The organism is Micromonospora sp. NPDC005163, assembly GCF_053599835.1.
Window position 1 is genome coordinate 116,493 of sequence record NZ_JBSFYP010000008.1, and the last position, 24,657, is coordinate 141,149.

A 24,657-nucleotide genomic window follows, 5' to 3' on the forward strand; every position below is an offset into this window, starting at 1 on the left:
CGCCGAGCGGTCACTGACCCGACTCGGCCACCTCGCCGTACGCGCTCCGTCGACGTCGTCCCGTCAACGGCTCACCCTTTCGGAGCGCACCCGTGTCCACCTCCCGTACCGCGCCGCCGGCCGCCCCGGCCCCGGCCGTCACCCAGGCCCGCACCGGCCTGATCCAGATCACCGTCACCGGAGTGCTGTGGGGCACCACCGGCGTAGCGGTGCAACTGTTGCGCGAGAGCACCGGGCTCAGCCCGGTGAGCATCGGTTTCCACCGCCTGGCCATCGCCGCGCTCGTCCTGCTGGCGTGCACCGCCGGTCGGCTCGGCGCGATCCTGGCCGCCCTGCGCGCGGCGCCGGTGCCGCTGCTGCTCACCGGCGTGGGCCTCGGCCTCTACCAGGCGCTCTACTTCGCCGCCGTGGCCCTGGCCGGAGTCGGCGTGGCCACCGTGGTCAGCCTCGGCCTCGCCCCGGTGCTCGCCGCGGCGTGGGAATCGGTGCGGGCCCGCCGGATGCCCGGCCCGCTGCGGCTCGGGACGCTGGGTGCCGCCGTGGCCGGCCTCGCCCTGATCACCGGTGCCACCGCGGAGCCCACCACGGCGGCGCCCGCCCCGCTGCTCGGCCTGCTCGCGGCGGCCGGATCCGGCCTCGGCTACGCCGTGACCACCCTGATCACCCGGCAGGTGTCGCAGCGCACCGCGCCGATGACGCTGACCACCATCTCCACCGTGATCGGTGCGCTGACCCTGGCCCCGCTGGCGCTGGTCGCCGGGGTCGGCGTACCGGTACGCGTCGACACCGTGGCGCTGCTGCTGCACCTGGGCGTGATCACCACCGCGGTGGCGTACGCGCTGTTCTACGCCGGGCTGCGCACCACCGCGGGCAGCGTCGCCGCTGTACTGACCCTGCTCGAACCACTCACCGCGGCGGCGCTGGCCGTGGCGTTGCTGCACGAGCCGCTCCCGCTGCCGGTGATCGTCGGCGGCGCGCTGCTGCTCACCGCCGTGGCCGCCACCTACCTCGCCCCCACCCGGGCGGACGTACCGTGACCATCGGCAGGACGCCTCGGGCCCCGCCCGACCGGACGGCCTACCATCGGTGGGTGCCCCAGCAGACCATCGAGGTCCGGACGGCGTCCTTCGCCGACCTGAACGCCCACACCTTCCACGACCTGCTCAAGCTGCGCATCGACGTGTTCGTGGTCGAGCAGCACTGCCCGTACCCGGAGCTCGACGGACGGGACGTGGAACCCGGCACCCGGCACCTCTGGCTGACCGACGGCGGCGCGCCGCTGGCGTACCTGCGGATCCTGGCCGACCCGGACGGCGTCGCCCGGATCGGCCGGGTGGTGGTGGCCCCCGCCGCGCGCGGCGGCGGGCACGCCGGCCGGCTGATGACCGCGGCGCTGGAGGTGGTGGGCAACCGGCCCTGCGTGCTGGACGCCCAGTCGCACCTGGTCGCCTTCTACACCCGGCACGGCTTCACGGTCAGCGGCCCCGAGTACGTCGAGGACGGCATCCCGCACACCCCGATGCGTCGCGACGGCATTGACGGCTGACGATCTGCCTGGCATCGTGCCGGGTAGAGCCATCGCGGGAGCCTGCGAGTAGGCACGGGAGCGGGCATCTCCCGGCGGTCCGGGTGTCGTCGTCCGACCTCATCCCCCCGGGGGCTCCATGTCCACTCTCGTCCGATCACCACGCGTGCTCTGGCTGCTCGCCAGCGCGGCGGCCGCCACGCTCCTGCTCACCACCGCGCTGACCACCGCACTGGTCCGGCCCGCCTCGGCGCACGGCTCGGTCGTTGACCCGGCCTCGCGCAACTACAGCTGCTGGCAACGCTGGGGCAGCGACTTCCAGAACCCTCGGATGGCCACCGAGGACCCGATGTGCTGGCAGGCCTGGCAGGCCGACCCGAACGCCATGTGGAACTGGAACGGCCTGTTCCGCGAGGGCGTGGCCGGCAACCACCAGGGCGCCATTCCCAACGGTCAACTGTGCAGCGGCGGGCGCACCCAGAGCGGTCGGTACAACGCCCTGGACACCGTCGGCGCCTGGAAGGCCACCCCGGTGTCGAGCAACTTCCGGGTCCGCTTCTTCGACCAGGCCAGCCACGGCGCCGACTACATCCGGGTGTACGTGACCCGACAGGGCTTCAACCCGCTGACCGAAACGCTCGGCTGGGACGACCTGGTGCTGTCCGGCCAGATCGGCAACACCCCGGCCTCGCAGTGGAAGCAGGAGACCGGCGGCGTCTCCATCGAGATCCCGGTGAACGCGTCGGGCCGCACCGGCCGGCACATCGTCTACACCATCTGGCAGGCCAGCCACCTGGACCAGTCGTACTACCTGTGCAGTGACGTGGACTTCTCCGGCGGACCGGGCACCCCGCCGCCCACCACGCCTCCGCCGACCACTCCCCCGCCCACCACGCCGCCACCGACCACGCCGCCACCCACCACTCCCCCGCCGACCACGCCGCCGCCGGCCGGCGCCTGCACGGCGACGTACGCGGTCACCGGCCAGTGGCCCGGCGGCTTCCAGGCCGAGGTGCGGGTGACCGCCGGCGGCTCACCCACCAGGGGCTGGTCGGTGAGCTGGAACTACGCCAACGGCCAGCAGGTCACCTCGGCGTGGAACGCCGCCGTCGCCAGCAACGGCACGCTGGTCACCGCGCGCAACGTCAGCCACAACGGCAGCCTCGCCGCCGGAGCGAGCACCACGTTCGGTTTCCTCGGCTCGTGGAACGGCAGCAACCAGGTTCCGCTGGTCTCCTGCACGACGACCAGTTGATCCCCGGTCGGCGCCGCACCCGGGCGGGGGTGCGGCGCCGGCCGGCGGGGAAATCCGGTGGTGCGCCCCCGCCGGTCACCGGCATCATCCCGACATGATCGAGATGACCGTGCTCACCCCCGACGACTGGCCCACCTGGCGCGAGCTGCGGCTCGCCGCCCTCACCGAGGCACCGGAGGCGTTCGGCTCCCGGCTGGCCGACTGGCAGGGCGACGGCGACCGCGAGCAGCGCTGGCGCGACCGGCTGAGCATCCCCGGCTCGCACAACCTGCTGGCCAGCCTGAACGGGCGGCCGGTCGGGATGGCCAGCGGCGTACCCACGCCGGACCCGCTCGTCGCGGAGCTGATCTCGATGTGGGTGCACCCCGAGGGGCGCGGCCGCAAGGTCGGCCACCAACTGATCGACGCGGTGGCGAACTGGGCCCGCGAGAGCGGCGCCGACCGGCTGCGCCTCAGTGTGATGCCGGACAACGCGGCGGCGAAGGCCCTCTACCAGCGCGCCGGCTTCAGCCGCACCGACGAGCTCGGCGACCTCCTGCCCGACGGCGTACGCCGCGAACAGGTCATGCTCCGCCCGCTCTGAGCCGCGCCCCCGGGCTCAGACCAGGCAGTTGACGATCTCGGCGACCGAGCGGCGGCGACCGGTGTAGAAGGGAACCTCTTCCCGGACGTGCCGGCGGGCGCCGGAGGCACGCAGGTCACGCATCAGGTCGACGATGCGGTGCAGCTCGTCGGCCTCGAACGCGAGCATCCACTCGTAGTCGCCCAGCGCGAACGAGGCCACGGTGTTGGCCCGCACGTCCGGGTAGCCACGGGCCTGCCGGCCGTGCTCGGCCAGCATCTCGCGCCGCTCGGCGTCGGGCAGCAGGTACCACTCGTACGAGCGGACGAACGGGTAGACGCAGAGGTACGGGCGGGCCTCCTCCCCGGCCAGGAACGCCGGGATGTGGCTCTTGTTGAACTCCGCCGGCCGGTGCAGCGCCATCTGCGACCAGACCGGGGTCATCGCCCGCCCCAGCGTGGTGCGGCGGAACCGCAGGTACGCGTCCTGGAGCGCGTCACTGGAGGCGGAGTGCCACCAGATCAACATGTCCGCGTCGGCGCGCAGCCCGGATACGTCGTACACGCCGCGGATCACGACGTCCTTGCCGGCCAGCTCCTCGAAGAGGGACTCGACCTCACCGGTGACGTTGTCCCGCAGCGACGGCAGCGGGGCGCTGGCCCGGAACACCGACCACATGGTGTAGCGGATGCTGTCGTTCAGCTCCCGCATTCGGGCCGCGTTGGTCTGCTCGGTCATCTCGCCGATCCTCCCAGTGCTGTGATGATCTCGTCGGCCGCCGTCTCGCCGGAGCGGACGCAGACCGGAATGCCGACGCCGTCGTAGCCGGCGCCGGCAAGGACCAGGGTGGGGTGCGCGGCCCGCAACGCCGTCCGCGCGGCGGCGACCCGGTCGGCGTGCCCGGGGGTGTACTGGGGCAGAGCCCCTCCCCATCGCTGCACGTGCCCGTCGACCGGGGCGGGCAGCGGCGCGCCGAGTACCGCCGACAACTCCCGGTGCACGGTGGCCGCCAGATCCGCGTCCGGGCGCTGGAGCTGCGCTTCCTCGCCGTACCGACCCACCGAGGCGCGGACCAGCGCCAGCCCGTCGGGCCGGCGCAGGTGCCCCCACTTGGTGGTGAAGAAGGTGGACGCCTTGATCAGCAGCCCCTCGGTGCTCGGCACCAGGAAGCCGGACAGCTCGGGCAGCTCCGGCTGCGGCAGCGCCAGGGTGACCAGCGCGACGCTGGCGTAGTCCAGCGCACCGACGCCCGCGGCGGCCGCCGGGGCCGGGCCGGCGAGCAGCCGGGCCGCCGGGCGGGCCGGCACGGCCAGCACCACGGCGTCCACCTCGACCAGCTCAGGGTCCCGGGTCGGGCCGACCGTGAGCCGCCAACCCGTGTCGGTCGGGGTCAGTTCCCGGACCGCGGCGTCGCGCCGCACCGTCGCGCCGCTGGCCGTCACCGCCGCCTCGACCAGCGTGCTCAGCCCGCCGGCCAGGGTGCCGAAGACCGGAGTGCCGGGAGCGCGCGGCGCGGCGGCCTGCGCCGCCCGGACCGCGCCGGTCAGGGTGTGCTCCACCCGGGCCGCCCGGGCCAGCGCCGGCATGGTGGTGACCAGGGAGAGATCGTCGGCGCGGCCCGCGTACACGCCGCCCAGCATCGGGTCGACCAACCGGTCGACCACCTCGTCACCGAAGCGGGACCGGACCAGCGCGCCCACCGAGACGTCCGCGTCGGGCCCGACCAGCGGCCGGCCACCGTCGGTGTCGGCGTCCGCGACCGGGCGGGCGACCGTTCGCACCCGATCCAGATCCCCGGGTACGCCCACCAGGGTGCCGCCCGGGATGGGGCGCAGCCCCCCGTCGACCACCAGGGCGGCCTGCCCGACGGTGGGGTGCACGATCTCGTCGGCCAGCCCGAGCCGGCGGGCCAGCGCCACCGCGGCGGACTCGGCGCCCGTCGGGTCGCGCATCAGGAACGACTCGGCGCCGAACTCCACCGGCTGCCCGGCCAGCTCCCCGGTGCGCAGCTTGCCGCCCAGCGCGCCGGACTGCTCGTACACCGTGATCTCGGTGCCCGCCGGTGTGCGGTCGCGCAACCGGACCGCGGCCGCCAGCCCGGCGATCCCGCCGCCGACCACCGCCACCCGCCAGGGCTGCCGCATCGCGTGTCAGCCCTGGTCGGCCCGGCGGCTGGAAAGCTCGTGCACCAGCGCGACCACCCGGGTCAGCACGTCCGGGTCGGTCTCCGGCAGCACCCCGTGGCCGAGGTTGAACACGTGCCCGTGTGTGGCCCTGCCCTGGTCCAGGATCCGGCGCACCTCGGCCTCCACCACCGGCCAGGGCGCGAGCAGCACGCACGGGTCCAGGTTGCCCTGCACCGCCTTGTCCGGGCCGATCCGGCCGGTGGCGACGTCCAGCGGGGTCCGCCAGTCGACGCCGACCACGTCCGCGCCGGCCTCGCCCATCGCGCCGAGCAGCTCGGCGGTGCCCACCCCGAAGTGGATCCGCGGGATCCCGGCGTCGACCAGCCCGCTCAGCACGGCGGTCGAGTGCGGCAACACGTAGCGGCGGTAGTCGGCCTCGGAGAGCGCGCCGGCCCACGAGTCGAACAGCTGCACGGCGGATACCCCGGCCTCGACCTGCACCCGGAGGAAGGCGAGCGTCACCTCGGCCAGCCGGCCGCAGAGCGCGTGCCACAGCTCCGGATCGCCGTACATCAGGGCCTTGGTCTTCGCGTGGGTCCGCGACGGGCCCCCCTCGACCAGGTAGCTGGCCAGGGTGAACGGCGCGCCGGCGAACCCGATCAGCGGGGTGTCGCCCAGCTCGACCACCAGCTGCCGGACCGCCTCGTCCACGTACCAGACGTCGTCGCGGTTGATCGGGCGGATCCGCTCCACGTCGGCGGCGGTGCGGATCGGCTCGGCGACCACCGGGCCGGTGCCCGGCACGATGTCCAGGTCGACCCCGGCCGCGGCGACCGGCACCACGATGTCGCTGAACAGGATCGCCGCGTCCACTCCGTGCCGGCGCACCGGCTGGAGCGTGATCTCGGTGACCAGCTCCGGGCGACGGCAGGACTCCAGCATCGGCACGCTCGCCCGGATCTCCCGGTACTCCGGCAGTGAGCGGCCAGCCTGCCGCATGAACCAGACCGGGGTGTGCGGGCCTGGCCGGCGCCGGCATGCCCGGATGAAGGGCGAGTCGGCCGGCCCTCCGGGGCGCTGTTCTCCGTCTCGGGCGGCAGTGCCCGTGGTCTCCGTGCTCATCGCCGCAATCGTGCCACGGCACCCACCCCCTCCCCGCCCGGGGTGAAAGGAAGAACACCTTCCCGCCGCCGAACGGGGCGTCGGCGCGCCGTCGAAGCCGGGGGACCGACGGCGGCATAGGCTGCCTGCATGGCCCCCCCGATCGCGCTCCCGGAGACCTTCGCCCGCGCGGTCACCGGGCTGCGGTCGGCGGCGCCCCGGCCGGAGATCACGCTGGAGGAGGTCGGTGCCCCCCAGCGGCTGGCCCCGTACGCGTTCGCGCTCTCCGCGACGGTGCTGCGCGACGGCGACGAGGTGACCACCGGCCGGCTGATCCTGCTGCACGACCCGGTCGGGCACGAGGCATGGCAGGGCACCCTGCGGCTGGTCACCTACGTGACCGCCGAGCTGGAGGTCGACCTGGCCGCCGACCCGCTGCTGCCCGGGGTCGGCTGGACCTGGCTGACCGACGCGCTGGACGCCCACGACGCCGGTCACCGCGCCATCGGGGGGACGGTCACCCAGACCATGTCCACCCGGTTCGGCGACCTGGCCGGCCCACCCACCGCCGGTGACATCGAGATCCGCGCCTCGTGGACCCCGGTCGACGACGACCTGACCCCGCACCTGCTCGGCTGGTGCGCGCTGCTCTCCTCCACGGCGGGCCTGCCTCCACCCGGGGTGACCGCCCTGTCCGACCGCCGCCCCGCCGGCGCCACCTGACCCGTCGACCACCCTCGACCGGCATCCAAAGGCCACCTTGCGGACACCCGACCGACACACGCCGGACCGGCTGCACCCGCCGGATCACCGCGCGCACTAGGGTTGGCAGGTGACCGACGAACCACCCCTGCGCCGTCGGCCCGCCGAAGAGCTCCAGGGCACCGCACCCCAGCACCCGCCGTCGGCCCAGCCGCAGCCGGCGGGCGACGGGGTCGACCCGACCGACGGTGGGCCCGTTCCGCTGACCGCCCCGCGTGACGGCACCCCCGATCCGGTGGCCACTCCGACCGAGCTGGCCGAGGTCGTGGCGCGTTTCGCCGCGGGCACCGGCCCGGTCGCCCTGGACGCCGAGCGGGCCTCCGGCTACCGCTACAGCCAGCGCGCCTACCTGGTGCAGCTGCGCCGGGCCGGTGCCGGCACAGTGCTGATCGACCCGCTGCCGCTGCCCGACCTCAGCGCGCTGGACGCCGTGATCGGTGAGGCCGAGTGGGTGCTCCACGCGGCGAGCCAGGATCTGCCCTGCCTGGCCGAGGTGGGGCTGCGCCCGCGCCGGCTGTTCGACACCGAACTGGCCGCCCGGCTGGCCGGGTTCGAGCGGGTCGGCCTGGCCGCGCTGACCGAGCAGTTGCTCGGGTTCACCCTGGAAAAGCACCACTCGGCGGCCGACTGGTCGAGCCGACCACTGCCCGAGTCGTGGCTCACCTACGCCGCCCTGGACGTGGAGATGCTCACCGACCTGCGTGACGCGCTGGACGCCGAGCTGGCCCGGCAGGGCAAGTCGGCCTGGGCCGCGGAGGAGTTCGCCGCCCTGGTCCGGACCGGGGCCCGCCCACCCCGGGTCCGCGCGGAGCCCTGGCGGCGTACCTCCGGCATCCACCGGGTGCGCGGGGCGCGGGCCCAGGCCCGGGTCCGCTCGATGTGGTACGCGCGGGACCAGATCGCGGCCCGGCGGGACGCCGCGCCCGGCCGGGTGCTGCCCGACTCGGCGATCATCGCCGCTGCCGAGTTGGACCCGAAGGACGAGAAGACCCTGCTGACGCTGCCCGGCTTCGGCGGTCGGTCGGTGCGCCGGCTGGCCCGCACCTGGCTGGCCGCGCTCGACGACGCCCGGCAACTGCCGGATGACGCACTGCCGGTCACGCCCGCGGTGGAGGGCCCGCCTCCGCCACACCGGTGGGCCGAGCGGGACCCGGTGGCGGCCGGTCGGCTGGCCCGCTCCCGGGAGGTGGTGGTCCGCATCGCCAGCAAGCACAACCTGCCCCCGGAGAATCTGATCACCCCGGACTCGGTGCGCCGGTTGGCCTGGACCCCACCGGAGGAGCTCACCGAGGACACCGTGGCGGAGACCCTGCGGGGCTTCAACGCCCGCGAGTGGCAGATCGCCCTCCTCACCCCCCACCTCACGCCCGCCCTCAACCCGGACCCTCCCACCCCCGAACTCCCCTGACCCACCCCCACCCCGACCGCGGTTGGTGATGAAGTAATTGCCGTCCGGCCCGACGGGTGTGGGGTGGGCCACAGTGGGGGGTGGGGACGAGTTTGGTTACTGGCGAGTAGCATCCGGGGGACCTGCCCGTGTCGGCGACCCTCGTTCAGTCCGGAGTGCCGTCTGTCGGCGCGAAGGCCGGATCATGGTCGAAAAGGAGGCTCAAGTGCCCCGTGAAGTTCGGGATGTCGTCTTCGTCGACGGCGTCCGTACCCCGTTCGGCAAGGCGGGCGGCATGTACGCCAACACCCGCGCCGACGACCTGGTGATCCGCTGCATCCGTGAACTGCTGCGCCGCAACCCGCAGCTGCCGCCGGAGCGGGTCGAGGAGGTCGCCATCGCGGCCACCACCCAGATCGGCGACCAGGGCCTCACCATCGGGCGGACCGCCGCCCTGCTGGCCGGTCTGCCCAAGACCGTTCCCGGCTTCGCCATCGACCGGATGTGCGCCGGCGCGATGACCGCGGTGACCACCGTCGCCGGTGGCATCGCCATGGGCGCGTACGACATCGCCATCGCCGGCGGCGTCGAGCACATGGGCCGCCACCCGATGGGTGAGGGCGTCGACCCCAACCCGCGCATCATCGCGGAGAAGCTGGTCGACCCGTCCGCGCTGGTCATGGGCGCCACCGCGGAGAACCTGCACGACCTGGTCCCGCACATCACCAAGGCGCGCACCGACGCGTTCGCGCTCGCCTCGCAGCAGAAGACCGCGAAGGCGTACGCGAACGGCAAGCTCCAGGACGACCTGGTGTCGATGTCCATCCGTGACGCGGAGGGCGGCTGGGGTCTGGCCACCGTCGACGAGGCTCCCCGGGACACCTCGCTGGAGAAGCTCGGCACCCTGAAGACCCCGTTCCGCCCACACGGCAAGGTCACCGCGGGCAACGCGGCCGGCCTGAACGACGGCGCCACCGCGAGCCTGCTCGCCGACGAGGCCACCGCCCGCGAGCTGGGCCTGCCGGTCGCCATGCGCCTGGTGTCGTTCGGTTTCGTCGGCGTCGAGCCGGAGGTGATGGGCGTCGGCCCGATCCCGTCGACGGAGAAGGCGCTGCGCATCGCCGGGCTCAGCATCGACGACATCGGCCTGTTCGAGCTGAACGAGGCCTTCGCCGTCCAGGTGCTCGCCTTCCTCGACCACTTCGGCATCACCGACGACGACCCGCGGGTCAACCCGTGGGGCGGCGCGATCGCGATCGGTCACCCGCTGGCCTCCTCGGGCGTGCGGCTGATGACCCAGCTGGCCCGCCAGTTCGCCGAGCACCCCGAGGTCCGCTACGGCGTGACCGCCATGTGCATCGGCATCGGCATGGGCGGCACCGTGATCTGGGAGAACCCGCACTGGACGGAGGGCAACAAGTGAGCGCGCTCGCCGCACCGAACGAGGTCGTCACCAGGGCGCTGCTGCGTCAGGTGAACGTACCGGGGCTGGACCGACCCGCCGCCCTGATCACGCTGGACAACGGCTTCGACCACACCAAGCCGAACACCTTCGGCCCGGGTGGGCTGGCCAGCCTGGACGAGGCGATCACCGCCGCGCTCGCCGCCGACCCGGCATTCATCGCGGTCACCGGCAAGCCGTACATCTTCTGCGTGGGCGCGGACATCGTCGGCCTGCCGCAGCTCGCCGACCGCGCGCAGGCGCTGGAGATCGGCCGGCTCGGCCACCGGGTCTTCGCCCGGCTGAAGGACAGCACCGTGCCCACGTTCGCGTTCGTCAACGGCGCGGCGATGGGTGGCGGCCTGGAGCTGGCACTGCACTGCCACTACCGGACGCTCTCCGGCGGCGCCGCGGCCCTCGCGCTGCCCGAGGTCTCCCTCGGTCTGGTGCCCGGGTGGGGCGGCACCCAGCTGCTGCCGAACCTGATCGGCATCCCCGCCGCCACCCAGGTGATCATCCAGAACCCGCTCATGCAGAACAAGATGCTCAAGCCGAAGCAGGCCGCCGAGCTGGGCATCGCTGATGTGCTGCTGGAGCCGGCCGACTTCCTGGAGCGGTCTCTGGAGTGGGCGGCCGGCGTGGTGCGTGGCCAGGTAACCGTGACCCGGCCCGAGGTCGACAAGGACATGTGGGCGGGCGTGCTCTACTTCGCCCGGCAGACCCTCGACCAGCGACTGCACGGCGCGGTTCCGGCCGCGTACAAGGCGCTCGACCTGCTGGAGACGGCGAAGGACGGCGACTTCGCCGCCGGTACCGCCGCCGAGGACGAGGCCCTCGCGGACCTGGTCTTCTCCGAGGAACTGCGCAGCGGCCTGTACGCGTTCGACCTGGTGCAGCGGCGGGCCAAGCGGCCAGCCGGCGCGCCGGACAAGGGCCTCGCCCGGCCGGTCACCAAGGTCGGCATCGTCGGCGCCGGCCTGATGGCCAGCCAGCTGGCGTTGCTGTTCGCCCGCCGCCTCCAGGTGCCGGTCGTGATGACCGACCTGGACCAGTCCCGGGTGGACAAGGGCGTCGGCTACGTGCACACCCAGATCGAGAAGGCCGTCACCAAGGGCCGGATGGACAAGGGCACCGCCGCCAAGCTGTACGGCCTGGTCAGCGGCACGGTCGACAAGAGCGCCTTCGCCGACGCCGACTTCGTCATCGAGGCGGTCTTCGAGGACCTGGGCGTCAAGAAGCAGGTCTGGGCCGAGCTGGAGAAGATCGTCTCGCCGGAGGCGGTGCTGGCCACCAACACCAGCTCGCTCTCCATCACCGAGATGGCCGCGGAGCTGGAGCACCCCGAGCGGGTGGTCGGCTTCCACTTCTTCAACCCGGTGGCGGTGCTGCCGCTGCTGGAGATCGTCCGGGGTGAGCGGACCGACGACGCCACCCTCGCGACCGCGTTCGCGGTGAGCAAGCAGCTCAAGAAGTCCTCGGTGCTGGTCAAGGACGCCCCGGCGTTCGTGGTGAACCGGCTGCTCACCCGCTTCCTGGGCACCGTCTTCGCCGCCGTCGACGCCGGCACCCCGCTGGACGTGGCGAACAGCGCACTGGACCCGCTGGGCCTGCCGATGCGCCCGCTCGCCCTGCTCCAGCTGGTCGGGCCGGCCGTCGCGCACCACGTGGGCGGCACCCTGCACGCGGCGTACCCGGACAGGTTCGGCGTCAGCGAGAACCTCAAGCGGATCGCCGACTCGGGCCAGCCCATCGTGGTCGACGACAAGGTCAACGAGGAGGTCGCCAAGCTGCTCGTCGTGGGTGACCAGCCGCTGACCGCCGAGCAGGTACAGCAGAACGCGCTCGACGCGCTGGCCCAGGAGACCCGGCTGATGCTGGACGAGGGCGTGGTCGCCGAGGCGCAGGACATCGACCTGTGCATGATCCTCGGCGCCGGCTGGCCGTTCCACCTGGGCGGCGTCACGCCGTACCTGGACCGGACCGGCACCAGCGAGCGCGTCACCGGCCAGCGGTTCCTGCCGCGCGGGGCCGCGAGCCTGCCCGCCTGACCGTTCGCGGCACCACCATCGCGGTGGTCGGGCCGTCCCTCGTGGACGGGCCGGCCACCGCGATCGCGTCTGCCCCGGCGTACCGAGGACGGGAGCACCGGCCGCGGGCAGCGCGCGGACTCGTCACCGGGTTAAAATCACCCGCTTTGCTATCCGATCTTGGAGCTGACTGATGTCCCAGCCGCCGGCCGACCCCTACGGACCGCCCCACGGTTCCTATCCCCCGCCGCAGCAGCCCGGCCAGCCGGTGCCGCCGCAGCCCGGCGGCCAGCCCGGCTTCCCGCCCGCACCGCAGGGCTTCCCGCCCGCACCGCAGGGCTTCCCACCCGCGCAGCAGGGCTTCCCGCCGCCGCCGCAGGGCTTCCCGCCCGCTCAGCAGGGTCAGCCGTGGGGCGACCCGAGCATGGTTGGCGGCCCGCCACCCGCGAAGAAGTCGAAGGTCGGCCGCATCGTGCTGATCGTGCTGGCCGTGGTGCTGGTGCTCTGCCTCGGCGGCGCGGCGATCACCTGGTTCGCGGTCAAGGACGAGGTGGGCGAGGTCGTCGACGCCACCAACACGCGGGTGGTCGCGCCGACCACCCTCGCCGGCCGGCCGAAGATCGACGACCCGGAGCTGCAGAGGCTCTCCGACGATCTGGTCGCCGAGATGAAGTCGACGGTGCAGAACGAGACCAGCGCCGTCGGCGCCTTCTACGGCAACCCCGCCGAGGAGGACCTCGTCATGATCGCCGGCACGTCCGGCCTGATGTCGGACCCGAAGAAGGAGTTGGACACCGCGGTGACCGGGCTCTCCACCGAGCTCGGGGTGGCCACGATGGCGGCCGTCGAGCCCGGTCCGCTCGGTGGCGAGGCGCGCTGCGGCGACGGCACGACCGACGGTGTGCCGCTGGGCGTCTGCGTCTGGGCCGACAAGGGCAGCGTGGGTCTGGTGGTGATGTTCTTCAAGTCCGGCGCGGAGGCGAAGGCCGAGTTCGTCACCATCCGGGGTCAGGTCGAGCAGCGCTCCTGAGCCGTACGGACCGAACGGGCCCCGGCCACCCTCGGGTGGCCGGGGCCCGACGCCGTACGCCGGCGGTCAGGCCTGTTCGCCGTCTTCCGCGGCGGCCCGCGCCGCCGCCGCTGACGCCTCCCGTTCGGGCGCGCTGCGCAGCACGCAGAACTCGTTGCCCTCCGGGTCGGCGAGCACAACCCAGCCGGAACCGTCCGGCTTGATCTGGTCGTCGACGCGCGTCGCGCCGATGGCGAGCAGTCGCTCGACCTCCTCGTCCCGGGTTCGGTCGGCGGGCTGCAGGTCCAGGTGCAGCCGGTTCTTCACCGCCTTGCCCTCCGGCACGGCGATGAACAGCACCTCCGGTCCACCCGGAGGCAGGAGCATCGCCTCCGGGTCACCGGGAAAGTCGTCCGGCTGCCGGGGGCAGTCGAAGACCTGCGACCAAAAGCCGGCCAGCGCGTACGTGTCGTGGCAGTCGATGCTGATGTTGTGAATCGTCGAACTCACGCTTGGTCCTTCACAGTGGTGGTGGGGACACGCTCCCCGGCGCTGCGTACCACGCAGAACTCGTTGCCCTCCGGGTCGGCGAGCACCGCCCAGCCCGTACCGTCGGCGTTCCGTCGGTCGGCGACCATGGTGGCTCCGAGGCCGAGCACCCGCTCGATCTCCTCGTCCCTGGTCCGTTCGACGGGTTCCAGGCAGATGTGCAGCCGATTCTTGGTCACCTTGTCCTCCGGCACCGCCTGGAAGAACAGGTCCGGGGTCGCCTCGTCCGGTGGCAGCAGCGCCGCCTCCGGATCACCCGGGACGTCCTCGGGATGCCGGGCGTACCCGAGCACCGCCGACCAGAAGCCGGCCAGGGCGTACGTGTCGTGACAGTCGAAACTGATGTTGCGGATCCGTGGATACACGGGTGTTCCCTCCGTACTGGATGGGGACGCTCCGCCTCCGGGGGTCAGCCGACGCAGACCCGGGGCGCGGAGCCTGACATGGTGGACATCGACGCACCCCCTCTCGATCTCGAGCTGACACGTGATCGTGCCATCGGATCCGCGCCGCCCGCAACCCCGCCGAGCCGGGTCAGCCGGCGGTGGGCACCGGGCCGGTCACCGCCGGGGCGTCCGCCGACGGCAGGGTGACCGTCACCTCCAGGCCCCCACCGGGCTGCGCGATCACCCGCACCGTGCCGCCGTGCGCGTCGCAGACCGCCCGGACGATGGACAGCCCCAGGCCGGAACCACGGGCCCCGGTGCGTTCCCGGCCACCGCGCCGGAACGGCTCGAACAGGCCCGGCACGTCGGCCTGGTCCACCTCGAAACCGGTGTTGCCCACCACCAGCCAGGAGCGCTCGCGGTCGGTGCCGGTGCGCACCCAGAGCCGGCCGTGCAGGTGGTTGTAGCGAACGGCGTTCTCGATCAGATTGCCGGCCAGCCGGTCCAGCAGCCCCGGGTCGCCGACCACCGGCGCGGACTCCAGCGACGTCTGCACCCGCAGGCCGATCCGCTCCACCTCCCGGCGCATCGCCGACAGCGCGTTGGCCGTGCCGGCGGCGAGGTCACACTCGGTGCGGCGGCCCAGCCGCCGCCCGGCCTGCGCCTCGCTGCGCGCCAGCACCAGCAGCGCGTCGACCAGGCCGTTGGCCCGCTCCGAGGCGTCCCGGACCACCGTCGCCATCCGGCGGTACTCGGCGGCGTCCGCATCGTCGTCGCTGAGCGTCACGTCGATCTCGGTCCGCATCACGGCGAGCGGGGTACGCAGCTCGTGCGAGGCGTTGGCCACGAAACGTTTCTGCGCCTCGAACGCGGACGCGATCCGGTCCAGCATGGCGTCGAAGGTCTTGGCCAGCTCGGCCACCTCGTCGTCGGCGCCCGAGTAGCCGATCCGCTGGTCCAGGGTCGCCTCACCGAGCCGCTGCGCGGTCGCGGTGACCTGGTGCAGTGGCCGCAGAGCCCGGCCGGCCACCGCGTACGCGCCGGCCACCCCGACCACGCTGATCGCCAGCAACGCGACCAGTCCCTTGGCCAGCAACTCCCCGGAGGCGGCGTCGACCAACTGGCGCTGCCACTGGGCGGCCTCGAGCACCCGGCCGTCGGACAGCACCACGGTCGTGCCCGGCAGCAGCTCGTCGGTCGGTCGCAACGCGTCACGAACGAGCAGCCAGGCCAGCAGCACCAGGATCGCTCCCGCGCCGATCAGCAGCACGCCGTTGAGCAGGGTCAGCCGCAACCGCAGGGTGGGCCGCAGACGGCGGCTCATGCGCCCACCCCGGCGGTGCGGTAACCCGCGCCGACCACCGTCTCGATCAGCGGTGGGTCGCCGAGCTTCTTACGCAGGGTCATCACGGTGACCCGGACGATCGTGGTGAACGGGTCCGTGTTGGCGTCCCAGACCCGTTCCAGCAGCTCCTCGCTGGACACCACGGCGCCGCGCGCCTTGAGCAGCTCGCTGAGCACCCCGAACTCCTTGTTGGTCAGGTCGACCGGCACGCCCGCCCGGGTGGCGACCCGGCGGGCCGGGTCGAGCACCAGATCGGCCAGTTCGAGCACCGGCGGCGCGGCCGGGGTGGCCCGCCGGCCCAGCGCCTGCACCCGGGCGACCAGCTCGTCGAAGGCGAACGGCTTGGGCAGGTAGTCGTCGGCGCCGAGCTGCAACCCCTCCACCCGGTCGGCCACCGTGCCACTCGCGGTCAGCATCAGCACCCGGGTCAGCGCGCCGGAGGCGGCCAGGTCGGCGCAGATCTGGTCGCCGTGCACGCCGGGCAGGTCGCGGTCCAGCACGACGACGTCGTACCGGGTGACGAACGCCGCCTCGTGCCCGGCGTCACCGTCGTAGGCCACGTCGACCGCCATGCCCCGCTTGCGCAACCCGCGCGCGATCGCGTCGGCGAGGTTGCGCTCGTCCTCCACCACCAGTACCCGCATCCCGGCCTCCTCGCTGCTGACCACCGACAACCTAGTGCCGGCCGGCAACCATCGTCCCTCGCCGCCCGCGCGGGCCGGCGTTGCGGACCATCGCGGCGTACGCGATGCTTCCGGCACCGAGCGACGGACGGACCTGTCATGACCATCGCGGCACCACCCGCCCTGCGGGACATCGCCTACCGGGGCTTCCGCCTGCCAACGGACCGGACGGCCGGCACCGGTGACGGCCCGCGCGCCGACGACCGGGGGCTGACCCCGGTCGACGCGGACCCGTCGGTGGCCCGGGGCAGCTGGACGTCGCCGCCGGTCCGGGTTGGTTTCCCGGTCGCCGAGGTGGTGCCGTCCTGGACCGCCGACACCCCCGACGGCTGCTGGATCGAGGTCGAGCTGCGCGGCTGGCACGGGGACGGGCCCAGCACCGGTTGGTACCTGCTGGCCCGCTGGGCGGCCGACGACCACGCGGTGCGGCGCACCTCGGTGCCCGGGCAGCGCGACGCCGACGCCCGGGTGGACACCGACACGCTGATCGTGACCGGGGCGGTGGTCACCGGCTGGCAGGCCCGGGTGACCCTGTGCCGGCCGGCGGGCAGCCCGGCCGGCCCGGTGCTGCGCAGCATCGGCGCGGTCGCCACCGGCCACCCACCGACCGACCCGGCCGGCGAGCCGGGGGGCGCGGTCGACCGGGCACCCGCCGCCGGTCCGGTCCCCGAGCTGCCGGCCGGCGCCGGCCGCGGGAGGGTGCTGGACGTTCCGCGCTACTCGCAGCGGCTGCACACCGGCCAGCACCCGCAGTGGGGTGGCGGCGGCGACTCCTGGTGCAGCCCCACCTGCACCTCGATGGTGCTCGCCTACTGGGGCGCCGAGCCGGCGCCGGAGCGCTACGCCTGGGTGGAGCCGCCCGGCCCGCGCCCGATGGTGGTGCACGCCGCCCGGCACTGCTACGACCACGGGTACGCCGGGGCCGGCAACTGGCCGTTCAACACCGCGTACGCCGGGCTGCACGGGGTGGACGCGTTCGTCACCCGGCTGCGGTCGCTGGCCGAGGCGGAGGAGTTCATCGCCGTCGGCATCCCGTTGATCGTCTCCGCCGCCTTCCGGGCCAGCGAGGTGCCGGGGCTGGCGTACGACACCAGGGGGCACCTGATGGTGCTGGTCGGCTTCACCGCCGACGGTGACCCCGTGCTCAACGACCCGTACGCACCGGACGACGACGCGGTACGCCGTACCGTGCCCCGGCAGCGGTTCGAGGTGGCCTGGCAACGGGGCAGCGGCGGTGTGGCATACGTGCTGCGACCGGCGTCGGTGCCGCTGCCCCCGCCGCCCGCCCAGGCCAACTGGTGATCAGTCGGGTAACCGCCACAGCCCGAACGAGCCGTCGACCCGCCGGCACAGCAGCCGACCCGGGCTCGCCTGGCACTCCCCGGTCGCGTCCGGCAGCACGTCCAGCATCCGCACCGCGCCCACACGGACGTCCAGCTCGGCGACGAGCAGCCCGCCGCCGGGATGCCGGCGTAGCCCGATCATCGGACCCCCGAGATCGGACCCGGCCAGCTCCCAACGGCCCAGCTCGGCCAGCACCCGGCCGGTCGCCGGATCGAGCACGACCAGTTCCTCCGCTCCGGGACCGGCGCTGCTCAACGTGGTGGCCACCAGCCGGCCGGCGACCGGCCAGACCCACCCCCAGCGATCGCTGCTCCAGAACTCCCGGCCGGTCGCGGGATCGACCGCCCGCAGCCGACCGGCCCGGGTCAGCAGGCAGACGACGGGGCCGCATTCCGTCGCGTACAGCGAGCCGTCGGCGGTGGTGCTCCAGCGCTGGTCCAGCCGGTCCAGCTCGTAGGCGGTGACCGTGGCCCGAGCCCCGCCGACGGTGAGCAGGAGGCCGTCCACCACCTGCATGGTCTCGTACGCCCCGCCGCGCGCCCGCAGGTCGCGCCGGGCCAGCATTCTGCCGGTGGCCGCGTCGCGCACCTCGACCGACCCGTCCGCGTTGCTGAGCAGCACCCGGTCCACCGCGTACCCGACCGTCCGGTAGTTGATCTCACCCGGGGCGGTGGTCTGCTGCCAGCGCACGGTGCCGCAGCACGGGTCGACCGCGCGCAGGCTGCCCGGCTCGTCACCGCCGCCGGACTGCAGCAGCAGGTTGCCGTCGGTCAGCGGAATGGCGTTGCCCGGCTGCTGCCACCGATACGCCCCGGTCGCCCGGTCCAGCACCACGGTCAGCGTGCCCCGGCCGTCCGAGCCGATCTCGTGCCCGGTGACCAGCAGCATCCCGGCCAGCGGCATGACTCCCCAGTACCGGCCCTCCGCGGGCAACGGCGCCTGCCAGACCGGCTCGCCGCCGGGCAGCCGGAAGGCGGCCAGCCGCCGCTGCGGCGTCTCGGGGGTGATCGGGTCGATGACCAGGAACAGGTCACCCGTGACCACCACATTGGCCCCGAGCCGGGCCGGCAGCGGCACCACGGCCCGCCCGGACACCGGCCCGGCGGCGACGAGGGTGGCCAGCACGAAGAGCAGGACCAGCGCGCAGCGCAGCGGCCGATTGTTGGCGCGGGGCGGGCGGGGCAGCGTGTCGGGCTCCGGCTCGTGCCGCAGCTCACCGAGCTCGATCACGGGGCCGGTCACCGCGGGAACCGCCACAGCGCGGTCGACCCGTCGAGGCGACGGCAGAGCAGGACCGGTGGGGCCGGTGTCGCGGCGGTCAGGACGGCCGGCACCGGCAGCGGCACCGCCGCGCCCAGCTCGATGATCGACGACACCGACCGTCCTTCCATCCCCGACTCCGGCTGGCCGGCGCACGGGCCCCGCAAACCTGCCGTTGGGCGTACCGGCCTGGCAAAAGCGACGCATCCTCGCCTGTACGATGGCGCGTCGTGGCCGTGCCGGTGGTAGACCCTTCGCTGAATTTCAGGACCGACGCCGACCCGGCCGAGGTCGAGCCGACACGACGGCCTCGACGCCGCCCGGCCCGTGCCGACCTGTTGGCCCTCGGAGCCTATGTGCTGCTGGGCATCTTCGTCTGCCTCAATTACTGGGGGGACGTGCAGGCTCGGGTGTCCTCGCACCTGCCCACCGACCACAGCTGGTTCGAGTGGCTGTTCGCGCATGGCGCGTACTCGCTGCGGCACCTGGAGAACCCGCTGTTCACGGCGCGGCAGAACGCCCCGGACGGGGTGAACATGATGGCCAACACCTCGCTGCTCGGGGTGACCCTGCCGCTGGCCCCGCTGACCATGCTGCTCGGCCCGCAGGTGATGTACGCGCTCTACCTCGGCGGAGCGTTGGCGGCCACCGCCGGCACCGGGTACTGGGTGCTGTCCCGACACCTGGTGCGCTCCCGGGCGGCGGCCTTCGTCGGTGGCGCCTTCCTCGGCTTCGCGCCGGGGATCATCCACCACGCCAACGGCCAACCCAACTTCGTGTCCAACTTCCTGCTGCCGCTGATCGTGCTGCGGGTGCTGCGGCTGGGCGAGCCGGGCCGGTGGCGGCACAACGGGCTGGTGCTCGGGGTGCTGGTGGCGTACCAGATCTTCATCAACGAGGAGATGCTGCTGCTCACCGCGCTGGCCTGCCTGGTCGTCGTGCTGGCGTACACCGTGCAGCGGCCGTCCGCGGCGCGCGCCGCGGCGGGCCCGTTCCTGGCCGGACTGGGCGTCGCCGGCGGGCTGGCGCTGGTGCTCGCCGCGTACCCGATCTGGTTCCAGTTCAGCGGCCCGCAGTCCTACCGCGGCCTGCAGGGCGGCGTCTTCCACAACTGGGGCGAGGACCTGGTCGCCTTCGTCACCTTCGCCCGGGACACCTGGGCCGGTGACCCGGCGGTGGAGCAGACGATCGGGCTGACCGAGCAGAACACCTGGTTCGGCTGGCCGCTGGTGCTGCTCTCGGTGGTGGCCCTGGTGCTGCTCGTGCGCCGGTCGTTGGCCGCCCGGATCGTCGCGGTGCTCATCGTGGCCTTCACCGTGGCCTCGATCGGGCCGCGGGTGCGCTTCAACGGCGTGGAGACCGGGATTCGCGGACCGTGGTCGTACGTGTCGGACGACCTGCCGCTGGTCGAGATGATGATGCCGACCCGGCTGAGCCTGGTGGTCACCGCCGCCGTGGGCGTGCTGCTCGCACTGACCTGGGACGCGGCGTCCCGCCAGGGCCGCTCGGCGGCCGACCGAGCCCGGGTGCCGGCCCCGCGTGCCGGCGAGCCGGACCCGGCGACGCCCGGCGACGCAGCGGCACCGGCCGCGTCGCGCCGGCGGTGGTTGCGTCCGGTGGGGTACGCGGCGGTCGCCCTCGCCGTGCTGCCGCTCCTCCCCCGCCCGCTGCCGGCCCAGCCGATGGACCCGCCGCCACACTTCATCACCGCGGGCGGCTGGCGGCCGTACGTGCCGGTGGGCCGCACGTTGGTGCCGGTGCCGATCCCGAGCAACGTGCACGGTCTGCCGACGCTGCGCTGGAGTGCGCTGACCAGGCAGGAGTTCCCCATCCCGGGCGGCTACTTCATTGGCCCGAACGAGGTGGGCGAGGGAGTCTTCGGCGCACCGAACCGGCCAACCAGCAGCCTCATCTACTCCACCATGGACGCTGGCGCGGTCCCCGCGCTCACCGACGAGAATCGCCGCCAGGCGGTCGAGGATCTGCGGTTCTGGCGGGCGTCGGTGGTGGTGCTCGGAGCGCATCCGCGCGAGGCGGTGCTGCGCGAGCTGGTCACCGCCCTGATCGGGCCGCCGCAGCGGGTCGACGACGTCTGGGTCTGGGACGTCCGCGCGCTGGTGGGCTAGTCAGCCGACGAGGCCTCGGACGTCCCACACCCACCCGCCGTCGACGGGCTGGCCCGGCCCGAGCAGCTCCTCGACGGTCCGGCGGACCGGTTCGCCGTGCGCCAGTCGGCCGAGCACCACCAGCGCGGCCCGCCAGTGCCGCAGATCCTCGACCGCCTGACGGCGGTCGGCGTCGGTGAGCACCGGCACCGCGCCGGTCTCGGCCACCCGGCGCAGCAGCACGGCGGTGGGCCGGTCCGGCGCACCCCAGCGCGCCGCCGGGTCGTCGGGACCGGTCGGGCCGATGAAGTACCCGCCGGGCGCGCGGAAGGCCAACCCGGTGCGGGCGGACCAGAGCATCACCGGGCTCAGCGCGGCACCGGTGACCGGGGGCACCGCGACCACGGTCCGGCCGGGCGGCACCAGCGGGCGCCACCCGCCGCCAGCGACGAACTCCGGCACGGGCGCGACCGGTACGGCCCGGATCGGCGTCGGGACCAGGGGCAGCAGCGCGGCGGCCACCGCACCGGTCCACAGCAGCCGCACCGGTAGGCCCGGCGCGGTCCTCGGCCGACATGCCGCCCGGACCCGGTCCAGGGAGAGCGCCATCAGCACGCCCAGCACCGGCACGCAGACCAGCGCGAACCGCGCCGGGACCGCGAGGTCGAGCAACGGCAGCTCGGCGACCAGCCGGTACGGCCCGGGAATGCCGGTGGCCGTGCCGTCCACCCGCAGCTCGGTGCCGAGCGAGAGCAGAGCGAAGACCAGCCCGCAGCCGGCCAGCGCGCGGACCAGCGGCCGTCGCCACAGCCAGATCACGACCACCACGGCGAGCACCAGCAGCCCGGGACCGAAGAACGAGTTCTCCTCGGTGGGATTCGGCGAGAGTAGCCCCGGCAGCCAGTCGTCACCGAGCACGGTCTGCCGGGCCGACGCGGTGAACGACGCCGCGTCCAGTTGGAAGCCATGCGTGGCGAAGGCCATCCCGGAGTAGTGCTGCGGGCCGTGGAACTGGAACCAGATCGGGTACGCCAGCAGCACCGCCGCCACGACGGCGGCCACCCCGAGCCGGCCGAGCAGGGCCGGCGCGAGCCGCCGGGCCGACACCCGGTCGGTGAGCGCGTAGCCCAGCGCGAACACCCCGGCGGCGAGCGCCAGGAAGACCAGCACCTCCTCGCCGATGAAGACCTGCCAGACGAGCAGCAGCCCGAGGCCCACACCGGGCCGCCACACCCCGCCCGGTCCGGGCCGGAACACCAGGGCGAGGATCGCGGGCACCAGGAACTGGGCGGCCATGTGCAGGTGCGCGCCCGCCTGAGCGATCATGCCGGGGGCGAAGCCGCAGATCAGCCCGCCGACCGCCGCCGCGGACCGGGCGGTGACCATCCGGCGGCGCAGCAGCGCGTACCAGGCCGTGGCGGTGCCGGCGAGGCAGCAGACGACCGCCACGCAGAACGCCGCCTGCGAGCCGAAGAGCAGGGTGACCGGGGTCAGCGGGACACCCAGGCCGAGCACCGAGGTGTTCGCCATCAGGTTGACGCCGTCCGGCGCGTTCAACGCGGTGCTGTAGAGCGGGTTCTCCCCCTCCACCACGGCACGGGCCGCGTGGGCCAGCATCCACTCGAACAGGACCTGGTCGCCCGCCTGGTGGAAGAGCCGCCCGGGGTGGCGCCACTGCCCGCTGGTCAGCAGCACGGCCAACCCCAGGTAGCCGACCACCACCAGGGCGTCCGGGAGCCAGGCGGGCCGGGACCGGCGTGCCGGCGCCGAAACCGCCGGCGCCGGGTCCGCGGTCGCCGTGGACGCCGTCCCGGCGGTCATCAGACTGAGCGGTCGGTCAGCGTCCGGACGTCCCACACCCAGACGTCCAGCTCCTGACGGCCGGGACCGACCAACTCCTCGACGGTACGCCGCAGCGGTTCGACGTTCTGCTGCCGGACCGGCAGCACCAGGATCGCCGCCCGCCAGTGCCGCAGCTCGTCCGTGAAGCGGCGGCGCTGCCGGTCGTCCAGCTTCGGTGTCCGGCCGGTGGTCGCCACCTCCTCCAGCAGCTGACCCACTCCGCTCGGTCGACCACCGAACCGGCCCGGGTCACCCGTGTTGCCGTTGCGGGGCGCGAGGAAGTAGCCGCCGGGAATCTTGAAGTCGAGGTTGGTGGCCGCCGCCCAGCGCATGCCGTGCGTGTTGCCCATGCTGGGCACCGGGACCGGCACCAGCGTCTCGTCCGGGCCGACGTACGCCCGCCAGCGGTCGGCGGTGATGAACTCCGGCACCGGCGGCCGGGACACCATCCGCAGCGGCATCGGGGCGACCGGCAGCAGCGCGAACGCCAGGCCTGCGACGACGAGCTTCCGCACGGTGCGCCGGTCGGCCGGACGCAGCGCCCAGGCCCGTTCGACCGCGAGCGCGATCAGCAGACCGACCACCACGCTGGTGATCAGACCGAACCGGGTCGGCACCACCGCGTCCAGCAGCGGCAGGTGGACGAGCCACTGCCAGGGCCCGGTGACCAGCTCCCGGTCCCACCAGGAGATCCGTTCGCCGAGGGAGAGCACGGCGAAGAACCCGCCGGTCACCGCGAGCGCCCGCACGATCAGGTCCCGCCGCAGCCACACCACGACACCGACGGCGAGCAACGACAGGCTCCAGCCGAAGAAGGCGTTCTCCTCCGAGTAGTTCGGCGCCAGGTTGATGTTGGCCCGCTGGTTGCCGCCGAGGGTGGGCGAGCCGGGGGCGAAGAAGGCGGCGACATCGTTGCCGTAGTCCTGCACCGCGTCGCTCAGCCCGTGGTACGCCATCGGCCCGGCGAACTGCACGTACAGCGGGTACGCCAGCAGCGCCCCGGCCAGCAGCGCGCAGGCGGCCAAACCGGCGCCCAGCGGTCGCCACACCGCCGACCAGCGGGCCGGCTCCTGGGCGAGCACCGCCAGCAGGAAGACCCCGCAGGCCATCGCGGTGAAGAGCAGGATCTCCTCGTTGATGAACGCCTGCGCGGTGACCAACAACGCCAGCAGCACCCCGTCGCGCACCGGCCGGTGGGACCGGGTGAGCACGAGGAGCCGCCAGACGATGAACGGCAGCAGGAACTGGCTGATGATGTTCGGATGCCAGCTGGCGTGCGAGAGCATCGCCGGGGAGAACCCGCAGAACCAGCCGCCGACGGCCGCGGCGAGCGGCGTGCGCACCAGGTGCCGGGAGAGCACCGTGTACCAGGCCATGGCGGTGCCGGCGAGGCCGAGCGTCACCAGCACCACGAAGGACACCGCCGGTCCGAAGAGCAGGGTCACCGGCACCATCGGGATGCCCAGCGCCAGCACCGCCGTGTTGGCCATCAGGTTGACGCCATCGGGGTAGTTGAACTGCTCGGTGTAGAACGGGAACTCGCCGTGCAGCACCACACGTACCGAGTGGGCGAGGAAGAACTGCACCTGGGCCGGGTCGCCGGTGTAGAGCGAGGCCACCCGGCCGGAGGGGTCCAGCCAGAGCCGACTGGTCACCCAGAGCGCAGCGAGCAGGAACAGCGCACCCACGGCCAGGTCCTGCCGCCGCCGGGTCCAGCCGATCCACCAAGGTCGCCGTGTCCGGCCCGGGGCCTCCACTGCGGATTCCGCTTCCTCGTCCGCCCCGGCCGCGGCGGGCGCGGACGTCGGCGCCGCGGGCGGCCCCGCGAGCACGGATTCGGCGACGCGGGGAACCCTGGCGGGCGCGACGGGAGCGGCGGCCGAAGTGTGGTGGCTCACTGTCTCGTCGGAGCGGGCCTCCGCCTCCCGGTGCGGCGCGGACAGGGCGC

At 73.7% G+C, this 24,657-nt stretch carries 22 protein-coding genes; 11 read left to right on the forward strand and 11 right to left on the reverse strand.

What is annotated here, in order from left to right; translation table 11 throughout:
• Positions 1-92: 92 nt before the first annotated feature.
• From ACWD6N_RS08955 to ACWD6N_RS08970, 4 genes are all read left to right on the forward strand, one after another.
• A complete protein-coding gene (locus tag ACWD6N_RS08955) occupies positions 93-1,037 on the forward strand; it encodes a DMT family transporter (RefSeq protein WP_354963093.1) in 945 nt (314 codons plus the stop codon).
• 53 nt (positions 1,038-1,090) lie between these two features.
• Entirely contained in the window at positions 1,091-1,546 is a 456-nt protein-coding gene (locus ACWD6N_RS08960) for a GNAT family N-acetyltransferase (protein WP_354963094.1), read from the forward strand.
• Between the two features lie 118 nt (positions 1,547-1,664).
• Positions 1,665-2,780 (forward strand): lytic polysaccharide monooxygenase auxiliary activity family 9 protein, encoded by a 1,116-nt coding sequence (locus ACWD6N_RS08965; protein WP_354963095.1) that lies wholly within the window; start codon positions 1,665-1,667, stop codon positions 2,778-2,780.
• A 94-nt stretch (positions 2,781-2,874) separates the two neighbouring features.
• The gene (locus ACWD6N_RS08970; RefSeq protein WP_354963096.1) at positions 2,875-3,363 is read left to right on the forward strand and encodes a GNAT family N-acetyltransferase; all 489 of its coding nucleotides are present in this window, start codon (positions 2,875-2,877) and stop codon (positions 3,361-3,363) included.
• Positions 3,364-3,378: 15 nt separating this feature from the next.
• Here ACWD6N_RS08970 and hemQ read toward each other — a convergent pair whose 3' ends face one another.
• Genes hemQ through hemE form a run of 3 tightly spaced genes read right to left on the reverse strand, consistent with a single transcriptional unit; the run spans position 3,379 to position 6,590 of the window.
• Complete coding sequence (gene hemQ / locus ACWD6N_RS08975; RefSeq protein ID WP_354963097.1) at positions 3,379-4,080, reverse strand: hydrogen peroxide-dependent heme synthase; 702 nt, start codon at positions 4,078-4,080, stop codon at positions 3,379-3,381.
• Complete coding sequence (gene hemG / locus ACWD6N_RS08980) at positions 4,077-5,486, reverse strand: protoporphyrinogen oxidase (RefSeq protein ID WP_354963098.1); 1,410 nt, start codon at positions 5,484-5,486, stop codon at positions 4,077-4,079. Before hemG ends, hemQ begins: the two co-directional genes overlap by 4 nt.
• Before the next feature lie 6 nt (positions 5,487-5,492).
• Positions 5,493-6,590 carry a uroporphyrinogen decarboxylase gene (hemE, locus tag ACWD6N_RS08985; RefSeq protein WP_354963099.1) on the reverse strand — a complete coding sequence of 366 codons (1,098 nt, stop codon included), beginning with the start codon at positions 6,588-6,590 and terminating at the stop codon, positions 5,493-5,495.
• A 129-nt stretch (positions 6,591-6,719) separates the two neighbouring features.
• Here hemE and ACWD6N_RS08990 point away from each other — a divergent pair, with 129 nt between their 5' ends.
• The 5 genes from ACWD6N_RS08990 to ACWD6N_RS09010 all read left to right on the forward strand — a co-directional run bounded on the left by ACWD6N_RS08990 (position 6,720) and on the right by ACWD6N_RS09010 (position 13,216).
• Positions 6,720-7,292 (forward strand): DUF3000 domain-containing protein, encoded by a 573-nt coding sequence (locus tag ACWD6N_RS08990; protein ID WP_354963100.1) that lies wholly within the window; start codon positions 6,720-6,722, stop codon positions 7,290-7,292.
• A gap of 109 nt (positions 7,293-7,401) precedes the next feature.
• Complete coding sequence (locus ACWD6N_RS08995) at positions 7,402-8,739, forward strand: ribonuclease D (protein ID WP_354963101.1); 1,338 nt, start codon at positions 7,402-7,404, stop codon at positions 8,737-8,739.
• A 205-nt stretch (positions 8,740-8,944) separates the two neighbouring features.
• The gene (locus ACWD6N_RS09000; protein WP_354963102.1) at positions 8,945-10,141 is read left to right on the forward strand and encodes a thiolase family protein; all 1,197 of its coding nucleotides are present in this window, start codon (positions 8,945-8,947) and stop codon (positions 10,139-10,141) included.
• A complete protein-coding gene (locus ACWD6N_RS09005) occupies positions 10,138-12,207 on the forward strand; it encodes a 3-hydroxyacyl-CoA dehydrogenase NAD-binding domain-containing protein (RefSeq protein ID WP_354963103.1) in 2,070 nt (689 codons plus the stop codon). The genes ACWD6N_RS09000 and ACWD6N_RS09005 overlap by 4 nt, the downstream gene beginning before the upstream one ends.
• Before the next feature lie 172 nt (positions 12,208-12,379).
• The gene (locus tag ACWD6N_RS09010) at positions 12,380-13,216 is read left to right on the forward strand and encodes a hypothetical protein (protein ID WP_450004647.1); all 837 of its coding nucleotides are present in this window, start codon (positions 12,380-12,382) and stop codon (positions 13,214-13,216) included.
• A gap of 66 nt (positions 13,217-13,282) precedes the next feature.
• Here the strand turns inward: ACWD6N_RS09010 and ACWD6N_RS09015 are convergent, their stop codons facing one another.
• The 4 genes from ACWD6N_RS09015 to ACWD6N_RS09030 form a co-directional block, all read right to left on the reverse strand.
• The gene (locus tag ACWD6N_RS09015; RefSeq protein ID WP_354963105.1) at positions 13,283-13,705 is read right to left on the reverse strand and encodes a VOC family protein; all 423 of its coding nucleotides are present in this window, start codon (positions 13,703-13,705) and stop codon (positions 13,283-13,285) included.
• Entirely contained in the window at positions 13,702-14,109 is a 408-nt protein-coding gene (locus ACWD6N_RS09020) for a VOC family protein (RefSeq protein WP_387325297.1), read from the reverse strand. The genes ACWD6N_RS09015 and ACWD6N_RS09020 overlap by 4 nt, the downstream gene beginning before the upstream one ends.
• A 169-nt stretch (positions 14,110-14,278) precedes the next feature.
• Positions 14,279-15,454: a sensor histidine kinase gene (locus ACWD6N_RS09025; RefSeq protein ID WP_354963107.1), complete on the reverse strand. Its 1,176-nt coding sequence runs from the start codon at positions 15,452-15,454 to the stop codon at positions 14,279-14,281.
• Positions 15,451-16,119 (reverse strand): response regulator transcription factor, encoded by a 669-nt coding sequence (locus tag ACWD6N_RS09030; RefSeq protein WP_354963108.1) that lies wholly within the window; start codon positions 16,117-16,119, stop codon positions 15,451-15,453. Before ACWD6N_RS09030 ends, ACWD6N_RS09025 begins: the two co-directional genes overlap by 4 nt.
• A 138-nt stretch (positions 16,120-16,257) precedes the next feature.
• Between ACWD6N_RS09030 and ACWD6N_RS09035 the strand changes: the two genes are divergently transcribed.
• A complete protein-coding gene (locus tag ACWD6N_RS09035; protein ID WP_354963109.1) occupies positions 16,258-17,460 on the forward strand; it encodes a peptidase C39 family protein in 1,203 nt (400 codons plus the stop codon).
• Here the strand turns inward: ACWD6N_RS09035 and ACWD6N_RS09040 are convergent, their stop codons facing one another.
• Both ACWD6N_RS09040 and ACWD6N_RS09045 read right to left on the reverse strand, forming a co-directional pair.
• Positions 17,461-18,744, reverse strand: a complete 1,284-nt coding sequence (locus tag ACWD6N_RS09040) for an outer membrane protein assembly factor BamB family protein (protein ID WP_354963110.1) — start codon at positions 18,742-18,744, stop codon at positions 17,461-17,463. It abuts the gene before it with no gap.
• The gene (locus ACWD6N_RS09045) at positions 18,741-18,878 is read right to left on the reverse strand and encodes a hypothetical protein (RefSeq protein WP_354963111.1); all 138 of its coding nucleotides are present in this window, start codon (positions 18,876-18,878) and stop codon (positions 18,741-18,743) included. The genes ACWD6N_RS09040 and ACWD6N_RS09045 overlap by 4 nt, the downstream gene beginning before the upstream one ends.
• A gap of 120 nt (positions 18,879-18,998) precedes the next feature.
• Between ACWD6N_RS09045 and ACWD6N_RS09050 the strand changes: the two genes are divergently transcribed.
• The gene (locus ACWD6N_RS09050) at positions 18,999-20,888 is read left to right on the forward strand and encodes a hypothetical protein (protein WP_354963310.1); all 1,890 of its coding nucleotides are present in this window, start codon (positions 18,999-19,001) and stop codon (positions 20,886-20,888) included.
• Here ACWD6N_RS09050 and ACWD6N_RS09055 read toward each other — a convergent pair whose 3' ends face one another.
• Both ACWD6N_RS09055 and ACWD6N_RS09060 read right to left on the reverse strand, forming a co-directional pair.
• The gene (locus ACWD6N_RS09055) at positions 20,889-22,688 is read right to left on the reverse strand and encodes a hypothetical protein (protein ID WP_354963112.1); all 1,800 of its coding nucleotides are present in this window, start codon (positions 22,686-22,688) and stop codon (positions 20,889-20,891) included.
• Positions 22,688-24,466: a hypothetical protein gene (locus tag ACWD6N_RS09060; protein ID WP_387325524.1), complete on the reverse strand. Its 1,779-nt coding sequence runs from the start codon at positions 24,464-24,466 to the stop codon at positions 22,688-22,690. The genes ACWD6N_RS09055 and ACWD6N_RS09060 overlap by 1 nt, the downstream gene beginning before the upstream one ends.
• Between the last annotated feature and the right edge of the window lie 191 nt (positions 24,467-24,657).